This window comes from Bacteroides sp. UBA939 (assembly GCF_002293435.1).
Lineage (GTDB): Bacteria > Bacteroidota > Bacteroidia > Bacteroidales > Bacteroidaceae > Bacteroides.
In genome coordinates this window covers 1-16,777 of record NZ_DBDF01000209.1, presented here as the reverse complement: position 1 = coordinate 16,777, position 16,777 = coordinate 1, and the positions used below count along the sequence as shown (strand labels likewise).

Sequence of the window (16,777 nt, the reverse complement as noted above, 5' to 3'; positions counted from 1 at the left end):
AAAATGGGTTGATAAGGGGAAAACAGGACGGTACAAGCCAACTACTTACAGGTAACAAGTTAACTACTTATAGATAATTAGTGATCTACTTATAGATAGTTAGTGTTCTACTTATAGATAGTTAGTGTTTTATCCCTAAGCAACAGGCTCTTTTNNATAGCTTGTAAATATACAATAATGCGCATGAATAATGCATCATTATTCTTTATTTATTCATCACGTACACTAAAAGATGAATTTACAAATCAAGGCATGTTATAAAAAGCGGGATAATGCTATCATAATGAATACAAATAACAACCATCCACTGTCATTTAGATATTTCCGCAAATTCTTATTCTGCATTATTCATACTGCAAGCTAAACCCCTTTAACTACTACAGTATGAATAATTCAGGCTAATGAACCTTATAACTTCACTTTCTTCGATACGGCTTTTGATTCATTATGCAGACGGTCGAGCGCTGTCACGACATAGCGGTATTTAGTTTTCCCATTCTCATACGGCAACTTACAGAAAACATCACGCGTGATAGCCACGATATGTGACGGGTCACCGATATTGACCTCTTCATCAGCCCCGAAACGGTAGACCACATATTGCACCGCACGATTCATTTCATTCTTATACTTTGGAGCGGTCCAAAACAGGAAATAACCATCAGCATTCCACATAGGTTTCACTTTGCGCACCTTATCCGGCGCTTCATTATCCATAAAGTCGAATACAGGAGGCAAGGCAGGATATTTGTGATATTCCGCAATCAGTGCATCACGATAATTCCCGGCATTCTCTATCACGGCGCTGGCAGGCCATTGGCAACTTCCTCCGATTGTCTGGTATGAACGTTGCAACTCCATCTTACGGGGTAACTGGTTTATGGAAGGATTTTGCGGATCAACATTCCGCACTGTATTCATCACAGAATGCCCGATGAATAGAGGACGGTTTTCTGTATTCTTCGCCCACCAATTCACCAAAGTCTCATAATCAGCCACCGGATGCCCGATTTGCCAGTATAACTGAGGAATATTATAATCTATCCAACCCTCACGAGCCCATAAAAGAACGTCGGCATAAAGGTCGTCATAGTTTTGCAAGCCATTAGTTTTACTGCCCAAGGGGTCATTCTTCTCATTACGATAGATACCGAACGGAGAAACACCGAATTTAACCCAGGGCTTCAACTTACGTACCGTTTCATGTATCTGTTTAATCAGTACATTGACATTGTTACGCCGCCAATCTCCCTTATTTAAAAATCCGCTGCCGTAACGGGCAAAATTGGCATCATCAGGAAAATCCGTTCCCTTAACAGGATAGGGATAGAAATAATCGTCCATGTGAATGGCATCCACATCATAACGGGAAAGGATGTCGGTTATCACCATGCAAATGTGACGGCGGCTCTCCGGTAAGGCAGGGTTGAAATACATCTGGTCGCCATAAGTCACAAACCATTCGGGATGGATATTATACACATGATTCGGGTCCAACTCATTCTTTAGTGAGGTCTTTACGCGATACGGATTAATCCAGGCATGGAATTCCATTGCACGCTTGTGACATTCTTCAATCATAAACAGCATAGGATCCCAGTAAGGCTCAGGAACTTGCCCTTGCACACCGGTAAGAAATCGGCTCCAAGGTTCCAGTTGGGAAGCATACAAGGCATCAGCTTCGGGACGTACCTGGAAAATGATGGCATTAATACCTGCCGCCTGCAAAGAATTTAACTGCTCAATCAGAGTTTGTTTCAACTTCTCCGTAGGAATTCCGCTGAATTGCCCATTGACAGACTGTATCCACGCCGCACGAAATTCACGTTTAGGATACCTATCCGGCTGGAATTGCGCAGCTACACTTAACGAAAAGAGTAGAGCACATACGCATAAAAGGGTTTTTACTTTCATAACTAAATCCTATTAATCTTAAAAAGATGATGATTACTATATATTACTAACGACTGATTATCATAAAAGCATTTTTCGTCTGAGATATAGCACAGAGCCGTTCTGTTAAAAATGCCCACAAAAATACTACTTTTCTACCTCGTACACAGGCTTCTATTTAAAAGTATAACAAATCTTAACCTGCCAATCATTATACATATTTGAACTGTAGTGACTATCTTTGCAGTTCAAAAAATATCTTGAACTCTGATTATGACCCAGAACAATTCTATACTCATCAAAGGCGCACGCGTCAACAACCTGAAAAATATAGATGTAGAAATTCCCCGGAACAAACTTGTCGTTATCACCGGACTGTCCGGTTCAGGTAAATCATCTCTGGCATTCGACACGCTGTATGCGGAAGGACAACGCCGTTATGTGGAAAGCCTGAGCAGTTATGCCCGCCAGTTTCTGGGACGTATGAGTAAGCCTGAATGTGACTTTATCAAAGGGATTCCGCCTGCAATTGCCATTGAACAGAAAGTGAACAGCCGCAATCCACGCTCCACCGTCGGCACCTCTACCGAGATTTACGAATATCTGCGCCTACTCTATGCCCGCATCGGGCGAACGTTCAGCCCCGTCAGCGGAGTAGAAGTAAAGAAACACTCTACGGATGATATGGTAAACTGTATGCTGGATTATCCCGAAGGAACCAGATATACCGTACTGGCTCCGATACTCTTACGCGAAAACCGCACGTTGCAACAACAACTGGACATTGACATGAAGCAGGGTTTCAACCGCCTGGAAGTGAACGGAGAGATGGTGCGCATAGATGATTACCAACCCAAAAAGGAAGACACGGTTTTCCTGTTGGTAGACCGCATGGTGGCATCAAAAGAGAAAGATGCAATCAGCCGGCTGACCGACTCCGCAGAAACTGCCATGTATGAAGGAGACGGCGCTTGCCTGTTGCGCTTCTACCAACCCGACGGAAGTAGCAGCCTGTACCGTTTCAGTACCAAATTTGAAGCTGACGGTATCACATTCGAGGAACCGAACGACCTGATGTTTTCATTCAACTCCCCTATCGGCGCCTGCCCCCAATGCGAAGGTTTCGGCAAAGTAATCGGTATTGACGAACATTTAGTAATACCCAACCGTTCGCTGTCCATTTACGACGGTGCAGTGATGTGTTGGCGCGGCGAAGTGATGAGCGAATGGAAAGACATGCTGATACGTGGCGCAGAAAAGGCAGGCTTTCCTATCTTTACGCCCTACTATGAGTTGACAAATGAACAACGCCGGATGCTATGGGAAGGTACACGTTACTTTAAAGGCATCAACGCCTTCTTCAGCATGGTGCAGGAAAACCAGCACAAGATACAATACCGCGTGATGCTGGCCCGTTATCGCGGCAAGACGCTTTGTCCCAAATGTCACGGCACGCGCCTGAAGCCCGAAGCCGGTTACGTACGGGTAGGCGGACGCAATATTTCAGAGCTTGTAGATTTGCCTGTTATAGAACTGCAAATATTCTTCGACCAACTGAAATTAGACAAGCATGACGCCGACATTGCCCGGCGCATTCTTACGGAAATCAACAACCGCACCCGGTTCCTCATTGACGTGGGATTGGGATATCTCACTCTGAACCGCACCAGCAACTCACTCTCCGGCGGTGAAAGCCAACGTATTAACTTGGCAACATCGTTGGGCAGCAGTCTTGTCGGCTCACTATATATTCTCGACGAACCAAGTATCGGACTACACAGCCGCGATACGGACAAGCTGATACACGTATTGCGACAGTTGCAGCAATTAGGAAATACAGTTGTCGTTGTAGAACATGATGAAGAAATAATCCGGGCGGCAGATTACATCATTGATATTGGCCCGAAAGCCGGACGCTTGGGGGGACAAGTGGTGTACGAAGGAGACATGAAAGATCTACGACCGGGCAGTGATAGCTACACCGTACGCTATCTGCTGGGTGAAGAAGAAATCCCTGTTCCGGAACACCGCCGCCCGTGGAATAACTACATAGAACTGACCGGCGCCCGCGAGAATAACCTGAAAGGAATAAATGTACGGTTTCCGCTCAACGTAATGACAGTGGTAACCGGCGTCAGCGGTTCGGGAAAAAGTACGTTGGTGCGCGATATCTTCTTCCGTGCCCTGAAACGTGAAGTGGATGAATGCAGCGATCGCCCGGGCGAATTTCTTTCCATCGGCGGCGACTTGCGCAATTTGCGTAATGTAGAGTTCGTAGATCAGAACCCTATCGGTAAATCATCCCGCTCCAATCCGGTTACATACCTCAAGGCTTATGACGAAATCCGTAAATTGTGGGCAGAGCAACCGCTTGCCCGACAAATGGGATACACCGCAGGCCACTTTTCGTTTAACAGCGAAGGCGGACGTTGCGAAGAATGTAAAGGTGAAGGTACTATCACTGTCGAAATGCAATTCATGGCCGACCTTGTACTGGAATGTGAATCATGCCACGGTAAACGTTTTAAAGCGGATACGCTGGAAGTGAAGTTCCACGAAGCCAACATCTATGATGTGCTGGAAATGACCGTAAACCAAGCCATTGAATTTTTCACCAAGTACGGACAGAAGAGAATTGTAAAGAAACTCACCCCATTACAAGAAGTAGGATTAGGGTATATTAAGTTGGGACAATCCTCGTCTACGCTATCCGGTGGTGAAAACCAACGTGTGAAGCTGGCTTACTACCTCAGTCAAGAGAAGGCCGACCCTACCCTGTTCATCTTCGACGAACCTACTACAGGACTACACTTTCACGATATCCGCAAACTACTGGAAGCATTCGACGCCTTGATACTTCGAGGACATTCCATCGTTATCATTGAGCATAACCTGGATATTATCAAATGCGCCGATTATGTGATAGACCTTGGGCCGGAAGGAGGCGATAAAGGTGGAAATATCGTAGCGACAGGTACTCCGGAGGAAGTGGCAAAGTGTGAGGCAAGTTATACAGGGCAGTTCCTGCGGGAGAAGCTGCGATGATGATTGCGAAACTACTTAATAGTAGCCAGCAAATTACTATGTAGTAGTTGGTGAAATCACTTAGTAATAGTTGGTCAACTATTACTAAGTGATTTCTAACAGCAACTAAATCGGCTTTTTTACTTAGAAGTAGAGACCGAAACCTACCTTAAAACCAAACTCCGAATAGTCCTTGTTTACGTCCCAGTAAACAGCCGGTTCAAGTGTAACTGTCTTCGACAGGAAGAAAGCATAGCCTGCTTCCGATCCAAATGAAACTCTGGTTTTATTGCCTTCTGTCTCTTCCCAACGGTTCACTTTAACATCAGCGCCCAGATATATACCAACTTTACTGAAATAGTAACGACCACCTAAGCCAAGAGTATAAAGATCCGTATCCGAACCGTTATCATTCCAGGAAGCGCCCGCATGTAGCAGCAATGCCACATTATTCAACAAGAATGCTCCTCCTTTGGCTTCAACGCCGAAAGAAGTTTTATCCGTTTCCGTACTGTGCGACAAACCTAAACCTGAGATAGAAGGATTCAAAATCCATTTTCCTTTTTCAAACTGTGCTTGTGCAGCTACTGTAGCCACAAGCAAACAAACAAGTAATACTAACTTTTTCATTAGGATCAATATAAGATTAATTTTTGTACTACAACATACGTACACACACGTGCGTATGCAAAATCTATTGTTAATAAAATCTATTGTTACTTATGCGAATCAGGGGTTAAAGAGTTATTAGTTCTTGGAATTATTATACTTCCCTTCCTCTTCACGGCGACGACGTTGCAATTCCTCCTTTTTACGCAACACCAGCCAAAGGACGAACACTATAACATACGCCGCCGCAACCGTGATGTACTTTTCAGTATCGCTGATAACCGTATTACGCGGCAGGAAGTAGGCAGCCGTGGCACTCACATAAATGAGCAGGGCAAGCGTGATGCTTGTAGATTTCTTGATTTTCTTCATTACCTAAGTTTTTTAATTGTCTTGAAATACCAAATATTGAACCAGATCACAGCCATCGAAGCAGAGAGAACAGCAACTGTGGAAGCCAACCCTGCCTCCACCCCAAAACCTTCGGGAGCTATACAGATGTATGTTGTACAAACAGCCGTCATGAATATAGCCGGGAGATAAGTCACATAGAAATAATGTCCTTTTTTCTCACGCACCAGATAAACGGTTATTGCCCAGAGCGTAAAGACGGATAATGTCTGATTAGTCCATGCAAAGTAACGCCAAATCATGTCGAAGCCTTCTTTGTCGCGCAGGCTGTAAAGCAACAGGCCGATGGCGGCGAGAAACATCGGAATACATATATATAAGCGACGGCGCATCGTTTTTTGTTCCATACCCAGAAAGTCGGCTACAATAAGGCGGGCGGAACGGAAAGCTGTGTCGCCACTGGTGATGGGCGCAGCAATCACCCCCAGTATGGCAAGCACACCGCCTACGGTACCGAGCCAGTTCTTCGTAATCGCATCTACCACTACGGCGGCGTTATTTTCACCCATTCCGTTTTCATGAAAGAAATAAGTAGCGGCGGCAGCCCATATCAGGGCAACGATACCTTCGATAATCATAGCGCCATAAAATACAGGACGACCATGACGTTCACTCGTCATACAACGTGCCATCAGCGGACTTTGCGTGGCATGAAAACCACTGATAGCCCCACAGGCAATGCTGACGAACATGATAGGAAAGATAGGAAGAGCAACAGCATTGGGGTGCGTGTTCTGTAATCCGTCCCAGAATTCGGGCAGAGCCGGGTGTTTCACATAGAGCATCACCAATATGCCCACAGCCATAAACAGCAGCGCAATGGCAAACAGCGGATATACCTTGCCGATAATCTTATCGACAGGCAACAAGGTGGCAAGAATATAATAGATAAACACTACGACAATCCAGAAAGTAACGTCCATATAGGCAGGCGTCAGCTTTGCCAGCAGGCCGGCAGGGCCGGCAACGAAAACGGCTCCCACCAGTATCATCAGCAACACGGTAAAGCCACGCATCACTTGCTTCGTAGTCAAGCCCAAGTAGCGGCCGATAATCTCCGGCAGACTTTCACCTCCATTGCGAAGGGAGAGCATTCCCGCCAGATAATCGTGCACGGCGCCGGCAAAGATACTGCCGAGCACAATCCACAGGTAGGACGCAGCTCCGAATTTGGCTCCCATGATAGCGCCGAAGATAGGTCCCAGTCCGGCAATATTCAAAAACTGTATCATGAAAATCTTCCAAGTAGGCAAAGGAATATAGTCTACTCCATCGGGCTTGATAAGAGCAGGTGTCTTGCGGTTGTCCGGACTGAAAATCCGTTCAATAAAACGTCCGTAAACAAAATAACCCGTTATCAATGCCAACAAGCAAAGTGTAAATGTTATCATGAGGCGTTAATTTGTGCGTTTTAATCGACACAAATGTAATAGTTTCTATGGAAACTACACAACTTTCTCAAGTGTTTTACTTATCTTCGCCACAAAATAACAGAAAAAGAAGCGGAAGATAAAGTCATCATAACATGAAACAGTTATTTCTTATCCTACTATTTACAACTTTCCTCTTGCCGCTTGCCGCGCAGTCTGCCGGTGAACCAACCGCTCATTTGCCTAAGCATGAAGTACGTGCAGCCTGGCTTACTACCCTTTACGGTCTGGACTGGCCCCGTTCACAAGCCACCACTCGCGAAGGCGTCAGAAAGCAAAAAGCAGAACTTATTGAAATATTAGACCGCCTGAAAGCCGCCAACTTCAATACCGTATTATTTCAGGCGCGTACACGCGGTGATGTGTTCTACCGCTCAAAGATAGAACCGTTCAACTCCATCCTCACGGGAAAGACTGGCGGCGACCCGGGGTACGACCCGTTGGCTTTCGCCATAGAAGAATGCCATAAACGAGGTATGGAATGTCATGCATGGATGGTATCCATCCCATTGGGCAACCGGAAGCATGTGGCTTCCCTGGGTAAGACCTCCGTTACCAAACGTAAATCCGCCATCTGCGTGCCTTACAAGCAGGAGTACTTCCTCAATCCCGGGCATCCGCAAACAAAGGAGTATCTGATGAGTCTCGTTCGCGAAATTATAGAGAACTATGATGTGGACGGTGTTCACTTCGACTACCTGCGCTATCCCGAAAACGCTCTCCGCTTCCCCGATACTTATGATTTCCGTAAATATGCCAACGGGCGCAACCTTGCCCAATGGCGGAGAGATAACATCACGGAAATCATCCGTTATATATATAATAAGGTGAAGCTTCTGAAGCCTTGGGTAAAAGTCAGTACTTCCCCCATAGGCAAGTACCGTGACACTTCCCGATACTCTTCGCGCGGCTGGAACGCTTTCCATACGGTATATCAAGATGTGCAGGGCTGGCTGGGCGAAGGCATACAAGACCAGATATATCCTATGGTTTATTTCCGCGGCAATCATTTCTATCCTTTCGTGCTCGACTGGCAGGAACAAAGCAACGGACGGCAGGTGGTTCCGGGGCTGGGCATCTATTTCCTCGACCCCAGTGAAGGGGACTGGACGCTGGATGAAATAGAACGCCAAATGTACTTTATCCGTGCTCACCGGCTGGCAGGTGAGGCCCACTTTCGTACAAAGTACCTGATGGATAATACGCAAGGTGTTTACGATGTCCTGGAAGGGAGGTTCTATATCGCTCCCGCCCTGCAACCCGCCATGCCGTGGATAGATAACCTACCGCCGGCAGCGCCCGGGCGGCTAACCGTTGCTCCGCAAACCGGAGGGTATATACATCTAAGTTGGACGCCGGCTACGGATAATGATACGCGCAATGCGCCGACTTATGTTGTTTATGGCTCGAACGCTTATCCGGTAGATACCTCCAATCCGGAGAACATCATTGCTCAGCGGGTACAGGGAACTGAGCATATCTACGCTCCTATTCTCCCCTGGAACACAAAGAAATACTTCGCCGTCACAGCCGTAGACCGTTGCGGGAATGAAAGCGAAGCGTGCAGCGAAGCGGAGCTTCGCAATTTTGAATTATAATGCACGAGAACAACAACGAATAATTGATTGCTAAGTAAATGATTATAATTAGTTTATACTATAAGCGCACATAAACCCTGTAACAGCTCTTCGGAGTAACAGGCGTCAACGGTAAATAGCCGGAAACAATTCTGCCCTTTTCCACTACCAAAGGATAATCATGTTCATCCCTCTCGTGTTGCAACCGCAGGATATCATTGGAAGGATAGTAGTCGACAGAGAAAACTCCCTCACTGCCGGGAGCGGCGAAGTTCTTATAAAACTGATGTGCAACAATCCCCATCGTCATGCGTACGTTGATTTCTACATGCGGATGAATGGCGTAAGATGCTCCGTCCTCTTGCAGGCAGACCATCATATCTATGCCTAAAGTACCTGTATAGCACTTACCGTATATCCCTTCAAGCCCCGTCAGCAGGCGCTCGCGTATACACACAATTGCTTCCCGGGGAACATACTGCCCAAGCCACCGCTCCACTTCCGTATCCGAAACCATAAGATTGCCCCGATAAGCGCCGTTCTCATCGGTAGTGAACCGCGAGTAGCCGATAAAGAGTACTTTACCCTGACCGTCGGAATAAAACTCCATCGCAAAATCTCCCACCTTATTATATATAGGTTCCACAATAACCGCCCCATACTCACTCAACTGGCGGTTACACCAATCGGCAGCCGGCTTTGTCAGCCCTTGACGGCACCAACGCAATCCCTTGCCGCTGCCCGACCACACAGACTTGAACACGTAACCGTTCGTTAAGCCTCCGGCCAGAGCGTCTTTTAAGTTCCTTGCCGGAGCGTTCTCTCTATTTCCTACCGCAATGTGGGTTAAATCTCCGGTCAGAGCGTCAGCAAACTCTCCTTTCCCGTCTCCTTCTATCACACGATGTTCTCCACAGGTATAGCGCGAAGCTTCACCAAAGTCAAGAATACGGCAAAGAGATATCGTATGAATGCGCGAAGCCATCATGCGGTATCCGGCAAGTTCGTCCAACGCAGGAAGCCTGTGCTCGGCAATTCCTCCTTTCAGCATACGCTTGCGGAAAGCCGGGTTCCATCCCCACGGCATCACCTGGCATTCGGCATAATCGGGCAGCTCCGGTTCGGTTACCAGTTGCGCGGAGATAGGAAACATACGCTTCATCTCCTGCAAATAGGCGGCATTATAAGCCGACGGGGCAAGTACAGCACTGCCGGGAGGAGCATACCATATAGGTAACAAAGCAATATCCTGAGACATTTGACGGGCGGAGGCGGGAGGCATATAATTCTCTTTATTGTTGCCAAGCGCCATGTCCGTATCAGGATTGAACACGTAGAGTTTCATACATTATCTTTAATACTGTTCTTTATCTTTGAATAAGGACACAAACTTACAGAGAAAAACAAGACGAAACAAATATTGAACAAGTAGTTGAATGAGAATTGGTTTGTTGTATAAATGATAAGTAGCTGTTCATAATTAGTTTATACTATGAAGATAATATAGCGAAACGGAATCTNNTTAGACGCGGATAACGCGGATGACGCGGATTTTTCTATTCTTAGTGATGAGCGATTAGCAGTAGTATCTCTATTAATCGTTTTGTCATAGTGACACTTTGTATTTTCTGTATGCCTCAGAATGCGATATTTCCGCCCGAAGACCGGAACAGTTGGAAATATCGAAGTAAAAATCCGTATCTGACTGGCGCATAGCGGAATATCGAAATACGTACATCTCTAAAAAATGCGGAAGCCTCTTTCCGAAGGAGTTTTTAATGGCTTATTCGTGCCGGATATGCGTGGCTTTTGTACGGGATATACATCGTTCGCGTACGAGATATATGCCGTTCCTGAACGGGATATATGTGGTTCGCGTACCACATATAGGCGGTTCGGACACGGGATATAGGCGGTTCGGGCACAAGATATATCCCGTACACGCTCCGCAATACATGCTGACTACAGGAAGCAAACGACTATTGCATAAATTCCGTATATCACCACGATTTATACGTAATATCTGTATATATATTCAAAATCTCGTACCTGTAGTTTCTATTTCTTCTCCTGCCAACAGAAATGTGTGTCAACGAAACAGCCCTTTCACTGTCTTTTTGCATAAACATATCGCCTTTAGTCTTACACATTGAAAATTCAATGGTTTTTCTGTCATATACTCAAAAACAAACATATAAACTTGACTAAATGGAAAGATATTCTGCTATCTCCACTTTGCAAATCCACAAAAAAGAAGTATCTTTGCGGCTCGATAAATCGGAATTAACAGCATGGAAGCATTCTACCGCACACACGCCTATCTTGTTGAGCATACCAATGCCCCCGTTCGTCGTGACCTCATGGATGAGATTAACTGGAACGACCGCCTTATCGGTATCAAAGGAACCCGTGGAGTAGGCAAAACTACGTTCCTGCTGCAATATGCCAAAGAGAAGTTCGGCACCGACCGCTCCTGCCTCTTTATCAACATGAACAACTTTTACTTTTCCAACTTCAGCCTCGTTGACTTTGCCTACGAATTCCAGCGCCGCGGCGGAAAAGTACTGTTGATAGACCAAGTGTTCAAGCACCCTGACTGGAGCCGCGAGCTGCGCACGTGCTACGACCGCTACCCCAATCTGAAAATCGTATTTACCGGTTCGTCCGTAATGCGACTGAAAGAAGAAAACCTCGAACTGCGCGACATCGTGAAGAGCTACAACCTGCGCGGCTTCTCCTTCCGCGAATACCTGAATCTGCAAACCGGAATGAAGTTCCGCGCCTATACGCTGGAAGAAATCCTCAACAACCACGAGCAGATAGCCAAAGGCATCCTCTCCAAAGTGCGCCCGCTGGACCACTTGCAGGATTATCTCCATCACGGTTTCTACCCCTTCTTCCTTGAAAAGCGCAACTTCTCGGAGAATCTGCTGAAGACCATGAACATGATGATAGAAGTAGACATCCTGCTCATTAAGCAAATCGAACTGAAATATCTCTCAAAGATTAAAAAGCTGCTCTATATGCTGGCGGTAGACGGATCGAAAGCCCCGAACGTAAGCCAGTTGGCAAACGACATACAGACATCCCGCGCCACGGTGATGAACTACATCAAATACCTGGCAGATGCACGCCTTATCAACATGGTATATCCCAAGGGAGAAGAATTCCCCAAGAAACCATCGAAGATTATGATGCACAACTCCAACCTGATGTACTCCATCTATCCCGTGATAGCGGAAGAACAGGATGTGCTGGATACCTTCTTCGCAAACGCCTTGTGGAAAGACCACAAAGTGAACAAAGGCGACAAAAACATGTCGTTCCTGGTAGACGACGCAATGCCTTTCAAGATTTGTGCGGAAGGTATGAAGATTAAGAACAACCCCGGAGTAACCTACGCCCTGCACAAGGCGGAGATAGGGAGGAATAATCAGATACCACTCTGGATGTTCGGCTTTTTATATTGAAATTTTATTCACTTAATAATAATTCAATTTAGTTATGACTAAACAGAAGAAATTCATTACTTGTGATGGTAACCAGGCAGCTGCGCATATCTCGTATATGTTCTCGGAAGTAGCTGCCATCTATCCTATCACACCCTCTTCTACGATGGCTGAGTACGTAGACGAATGGGCTGCCGCAGGACGCAAAAACATCTTCGGCGAGACAGTATTGGTGCAGGAAATGCAATCAGAAGCCGGAGCTGCCGGAGCCGTTCACGGTTCGTTGCAGGCCGGTGCGCTGACTACTACGTACACTGCATCACAGGGTCTGTTGCTGATGATTCCGAATATGTACAAGATTGCCGGTGAGTTCCTGCCTTGCGTATTCCATGTATCGGCGCGTACGCTGGCTTCGCACGCTTTGTGTATCTTCGGCGACCACCAGGACGTGATGGCTACCCGTCAGACTGGTTTCGCCATGCTGGCAGAAGGCTCCGTACAGGAAGTTATGGACTTGGCGGGTGTAGCTCATTTGGCTACTATTAAGAGCCGCGTACCGTTCGTTAACTTCTTCGACGGTTTCCGTACTTCCCACGAAGTCCAGAAGATTGAAATGCTGCAAAACGAAGACCTCGCTCCGCTGGTTGACCAGAAAGCGCTGGCTGAATTCCGTGCCCGTGCGCTGAATCCGATGAATCCGGTTGCCCGTGGTATGGCTGAAAACCCCGACCACTTCTTCCAACATCGTGAGTCGTGCAACAACTACTACGAAGCAGTTCCTGCTATTGTAGAAGAATATATGAATGAACTGTCCAAGGTTACAGGCCGCAAATACGGCTTGTTCGACTACTACGGCGCCGAAGATGCGGAACGCGTGATTATCGCTATGGGTTCTGTAACAGAAGCAGCTCGCGAAGCTATCGACTACCTCGTAGCCAACGGCGAAAAAGTAGGTATGGTTGCCGTACACCTGTACCGTCCGTTCTCTGCCAAGCATTTCCTTGCAGCAGTGCCCAAGACTGCCAAGACTATCGCAGTGCTTGACCGTACCAAAGAACCGGGTGCCAATGGCGAACCTCTGTACCTCGACGTAAAAGATTGCTTCTACGGTGCGGCCGATGCTCCGGTAATCGTAGGCGGCCGTTACGGTTTGGGTTCCAAGGATACCACTCCTGCTCAAATCATTGCCGTATTCAAGAATCTCGCCATGCCGATGCCGAAGAACCACTTCACAATCGGTATCGTAGACGACGTAACCTTCACTTCACTTCCTCAGGAAGAAGAAATCGCATTGGGCGGCGAAGGCATGTACGAAGCTAAGTTCTACGGTCTGGGTGCCGACGGTACGGTAGGTGCCAACAAGAACTCTGTAAAAATCATCGGTGACAATACCGACAAACACTGCCAGGCTTACTTCTCTTACGACTCCAAGAAGTCAGGCGGTTTCACTTGTTCTCACTTGCGTTTCGGCGACTCTCCGATTCGTTCTACCTATTTAGTGAACACTCCGAACTTTGTAGCTTGTCACGTTCAGGCTTACCTGAACATGTACGACGTAACCCGCGGTCTGCGTAAGAATGGTACATTCCTGCTGAACACCATCTGGGAAGGCGAGGAACTGGCAAAGAACCTGCCTACCCGCGTGAAGAAGTACTTCGCAAAGAACAACATCTCCGTATATTATATCAACGCAACCCAGATTGCACAGGAAATCGGTTTGGGCAACCGCACCAATACAATCCTGCAATCGGCATTCTTCCGTATCACAGGCGTAATCCCTGTAGAGTTGGCGGTGGAACAAATGAAGAAATTCATCCTGAAGTCTTACGGCAATAAGGGCGAAGATATTGTAAACAAGAACTATGCAGCCGTTGACCGTGGCGGTGAATACAAACAACTCACCATTGACCCGGCTTGGGCTAACCTGACCGATGATGCCAAGGTTGAAAACAGCGACCCTGCATTCATCAACGAAGTAGTTCGTCCTATCAATGCACAGGATGGCGACTTGTTGCCGGTATCTGCATTCAAGGGCATCGAAGACGGTACCTGGTATCAGGGAACTGCGAAATACGAAAAACGTGGTGTGGCTGCTTTCGTTCCCGAATGGAGCGCCGAAAACTGTATCCAGTGTAACAAGTGTGCATACGTTTGTCCTCACGCTGCTATCCGTCCGTTTGTTCTGGATGCCGAAGAGCAGAAGGGTGCAAGCTTCGAAATGCTGAAAGCCGTAGGTAAGGTATTCGACGGTATGACGTTCCGTATCCAGGTTGACGTTCTCGACTGTCTGGGTTGCGGTAACTGTGCCGACATCTGTCCGGGCAACCCGAAGAAGGGTGGCAAGGCTTTGACCATGAAGCATCTGGAAGGCCAGTTGAACCAAGTTCCCAACTGGGATTATTGTGCTGATAAAGTAACAAGCAAACAGCACCTGGTTGATACCAAGGCTAATGTGAAGAACTCTCAGTTCGCTACTCCGCTGTTTGAGTTCTCGGGCGCTTGCTCCGGTTGTGGTGAAACTCCGTATGTGAAGTTAATCACTCAGTTGTTCGGCGACCGCGAAATGGTGGCTAATGCTACGGGATGTTCTTCTATCTATTCCGGTTCGGTACCTTCTACTCCTTATACAAAGAACGAAAAGGGTCAAGGTCCTGCTTGGGCTAACTCATTGTTCGAGGACTTCTGCGAATTCGGTTTAGGTATGGAACTCGCTAACGAAAAGATGCGCGAGCGTATCGTAGAGAAGACCAAGGCGCTGATGGCTATCGAATGGACACACCAGGATGTGAAGGCCGCTGCACAGGCATGGCTCGACAATATGTACGACGGTGGTGAAGCAGGCAAGAAAGCCGCAGCCGATTATGCCGCAACGCTGGAATGGGGAATCATGTCGATAGACGAAGTAATCAATCACTTTGAAAGCGCAGGTGCTGAATTTGCCAACATGCTGGCTGAAGTAAAAGCTCAGAAAGCTGCCGGTGAAACGACTTGTAACTGTCCGGCTTGTACGCTGTGCAAGGAACTGCTGGCATTGAAACAGTACTTCGTTAAGCGTTCACAGTGGATTATCGGTGGTGACGGCGCTTCTTACGACATCGGTTACGGTGGTCTCGATCATGTAATCGCCAGCGGTAAGGATGTTAACATTCTGGTTCTTGATACGGAGGTTTACTCTAACACGGGCGGTCAGTCTTCCAAGGCTACTCCGGTTGGTGCAATCGCTAAGTTTGCCGCTGCCGGCAAGCGTATCCGCAAGAAAGACCTCGGATTGATGGCTACTACTTACGGTTATGTTTATGTAGCTCAGATTGCTATGGGTGCCGACCAGGCTCAGACTCTGAAAGCTATCCGCGAAGCTGAGGCTTATCCCGGACCGTCACTCATCATTGCTTATGCTCCGTGTATCAACCACGGTCTGAAGCTGGGTATGGGTAAGAGCCAGGCTGAGGAAGAAAAGGCTGTTCAGTGTGGTTACTGGCACTTGTGGCGTTACAACCCGGCGTTGGAAGCCGAAGGCAAGAATCCGTTCCAGCTTGACAGCAAGGAACCTGAATGGAGTGGCTTCCAGGACTTCTTGAAAGGCGAAGTACGTTACTCTTCTATGTTGAAGCAGTATCCCGCTCAGGCAGGCGAACTGTTCCAGGCAGCCGAAGAGAACGCGAAGTGGCGTTACAATAGTTACAAGCGTTTGGCTCGTGAGAATTGGGGTGCTGATGCTGAGTAAATTCGATTATTGAAATAAATAATAATTAACTTGAAAATAAAGGCTGTACCGCGAACCGGATGCAGCCTTTATTTGTTTTCAAACAAAAACAACGAATATTATGATTGGACTTATTATTTGGATTATAGGTGTGGTACTTGCAATTAAGGCCGTACTGGAGATTATGAAATGGAATATAGACGAAGTGAAGAAACTGTTTCTTGCTGCTGTTATCTTGCTCACAAGCTGGGTAGGTTTGGCTGTCTATTATTTTTGGGGAAGAGAGAACTTGCCTCGAATATTGAAGTAAGGGTATCTGTATTTATATTGAAGAGAAATGCCGTTCTAAAGACGGCATTTCTCTTTTTAAGGCTAAATACGCACCTTTATTCAACTGCTTCAGGTGGCAGTTGAAATTACTTAGTAGTAGTTTGCACACTACTACGTAGTAATTTGAATAAGGATTAATTACTGTTTACTTGGTGGTATGAGGGGAAGAGATTAGTGATTAGTGATTAATGTTTAGTGATTAGCGATTAGTAAGTGATGTTTAGTGGTATGTTGTTAGTGATTAGGGGTTAGTGATTAGTGATTAATAGTAAGTGGTAAGTGATTAGGGGTTAATAGTAAGTAGTAAGTGGTAAGTGATTAACAAGACTATCTCTATTCTCCTCCTCCTGG

The 16,777-nt window shown here is 46.7% G+C and carries 10 protein-coding genes; 5 read left to right on the top strand and 5 right to left on the bottom strand.

Annotated elements, in window-relative coordinates; genetic code table 11:
• Nucleotides 1-408: 408 nt before the first annotated feature.
• Entirely contained in the window at nucleotides 409-1,914 is a 1,506-nt protein-coding gene (locus tag B2Z67_RS13785; RefSeq protein WP_291530415.1) for a glycoside hydrolase family 10 protein, read from the bottom strand.
• Nucleotides 1,915-2,166: 252 nt separating this feature from the next.
• Between B2Z67_RS13785 and uvrA the strand changes: the two genes are divergently transcribed.
• Nucleotides 2,167-4,938: an excinuclease ABC subunit UvrA gene (gene uvrA / locus B2Z67_RS13780; protein WP_291530414.1), complete on the top strand. Its 2,772-nt coding sequence runs from the start codon at nucleotides 2,167-2,169 to the stop codon at nucleotides 4,936-4,938.
• Between the two features lie 123 nt (nucleotides 4,939-5,061).
• On the opposite strand, the gene B2Z67_RS13775 is transcribed toward uvrA, so the two are convergent.
• The 3 genes from B2Z67_RS13775 to B2Z67_RS13765 all read right to left on the bottom strand — a co-directional run bounded on the left by B2Z67_RS13775 (nucleotide 5,062) and on the right by B2Z67_RS13765 (nucleotide 7,328).
• Nucleotides 5,062-5,547: an outer membrane beta-barrel protein gene (locus tag B2Z67_RS13775; RefSeq protein WP_291530413.1), complete on the bottom strand. Its 486-nt coding sequence runs from the start codon at nucleotides 5,545-5,547 to the stop codon at nucleotides 5,062-5,064.
• 117 nt (nucleotides 5,548-5,664) lie between these two features.
• Nucleotides 5,665-5,898: a hypothetical protein gene (locus B2Z67_RS13770; protein ID WP_291530412.1), complete on the bottom strand. Its 234-nt coding sequence runs from the start codon at nucleotides 5,896-5,898 to the stop codon at nucleotides 5,665-5,667.
• A complete protein-coding gene (locus B2Z67_RS13765; protein ID WP_291530411.1) occupies nucleotides 5,898-7,328 on the bottom strand; it encodes a carbon starvation CstA family protein in 1,431 nt (476 codons plus the stop codon). The genes B2Z67_RS13770 and B2Z67_RS13765 overlap by 1 nt, the downstream gene beginning before the upstream one ends.
• Nucleotides 7,329-7,462: 134 nt before the next feature.
• Between B2Z67_RS13765 and B2Z67_RS13760 the strand changes: the two genes are divergently transcribed.
• Nucleotides 7,463-8,965 (top strand): glycoside hydrolase family 10 protein, encoded by a 1,503-nt coding sequence (locus tag B2Z67_RS13760; RefSeq protein ID WP_291530410.1) that lies wholly within the window; start codon nucleotides 7,463-7,465, stop codon nucleotides 8,963-8,965.
• A gap of 58 nt (nucleotides 8,966-9,023) precedes the next feature.
• Here B2Z67_RS13760 and B2Z67_RS13755 read toward each other — a convergent pair whose 3' ends face one another.
• Nucleotides 9,024-10,289 carry a hypothetical protein gene (locus tag B2Z67_RS13755; protein WP_291530409.1) on the bottom strand — a complete coding sequence of 422 codons (1,266 nt, stop codon included), beginning with the start codon at nucleotides 10,287-10,289 and terminating at the stop codon, nucleotides 9,024-9,026.
• Nucleotides 10,290-11,235: 946 nt separating this feature from the next.
• Here B2Z67_RS13755 and B2Z67_RS13750 point away from each other — a divergent pair.
• The 3 genes from B2Z67_RS13750 (at nucleotide 11,236) to B2Z67_RS13740 (ending at nucleotide 16,406) form a co-directional block, all read left to right on the top strand.
• Nucleotides 11,236-12,414, top strand: a complete 1,179-nt coding sequence (locus tag B2Z67_RS13750; protein WP_291530408.1) for an ATP-binding protein — start codon at nucleotides 11,236-11,238, stop codon at nucleotides 12,412-12,414.
• A gap of 34 nt (nucleotides 12,415-12,448) precedes the next feature.
• Nucleotides 12,449-16,117, top strand: coding sequence for a pyruvate:ferredoxin (flavodoxin) oxidoreductase (gene nifJ / locus B2Z67_RS13745; protein WP_291530407.1), 3,669 nt, complete (start codon nucleotides 12,449-12,451; stop codon nucleotides 16,115-16,117).
• 100 nt (nucleotides 16,118-16,217) lie between these two features.
• Nucleotides 16,218-16,406 carry a hypothetical protein gene (locus tag B2Z67_RS13740; protein ID WP_291530406.1) on the top strand — a complete coding sequence of 63 codons (189 nt, stop codon included), beginning with the start codon at nucleotides 16,218-16,220 and terminating at the stop codon, nucleotides 16,404-16,406.
• The last annotated feature ends 371 nt before the right edge of the window (nucleotides 16,407-16,777 follow it).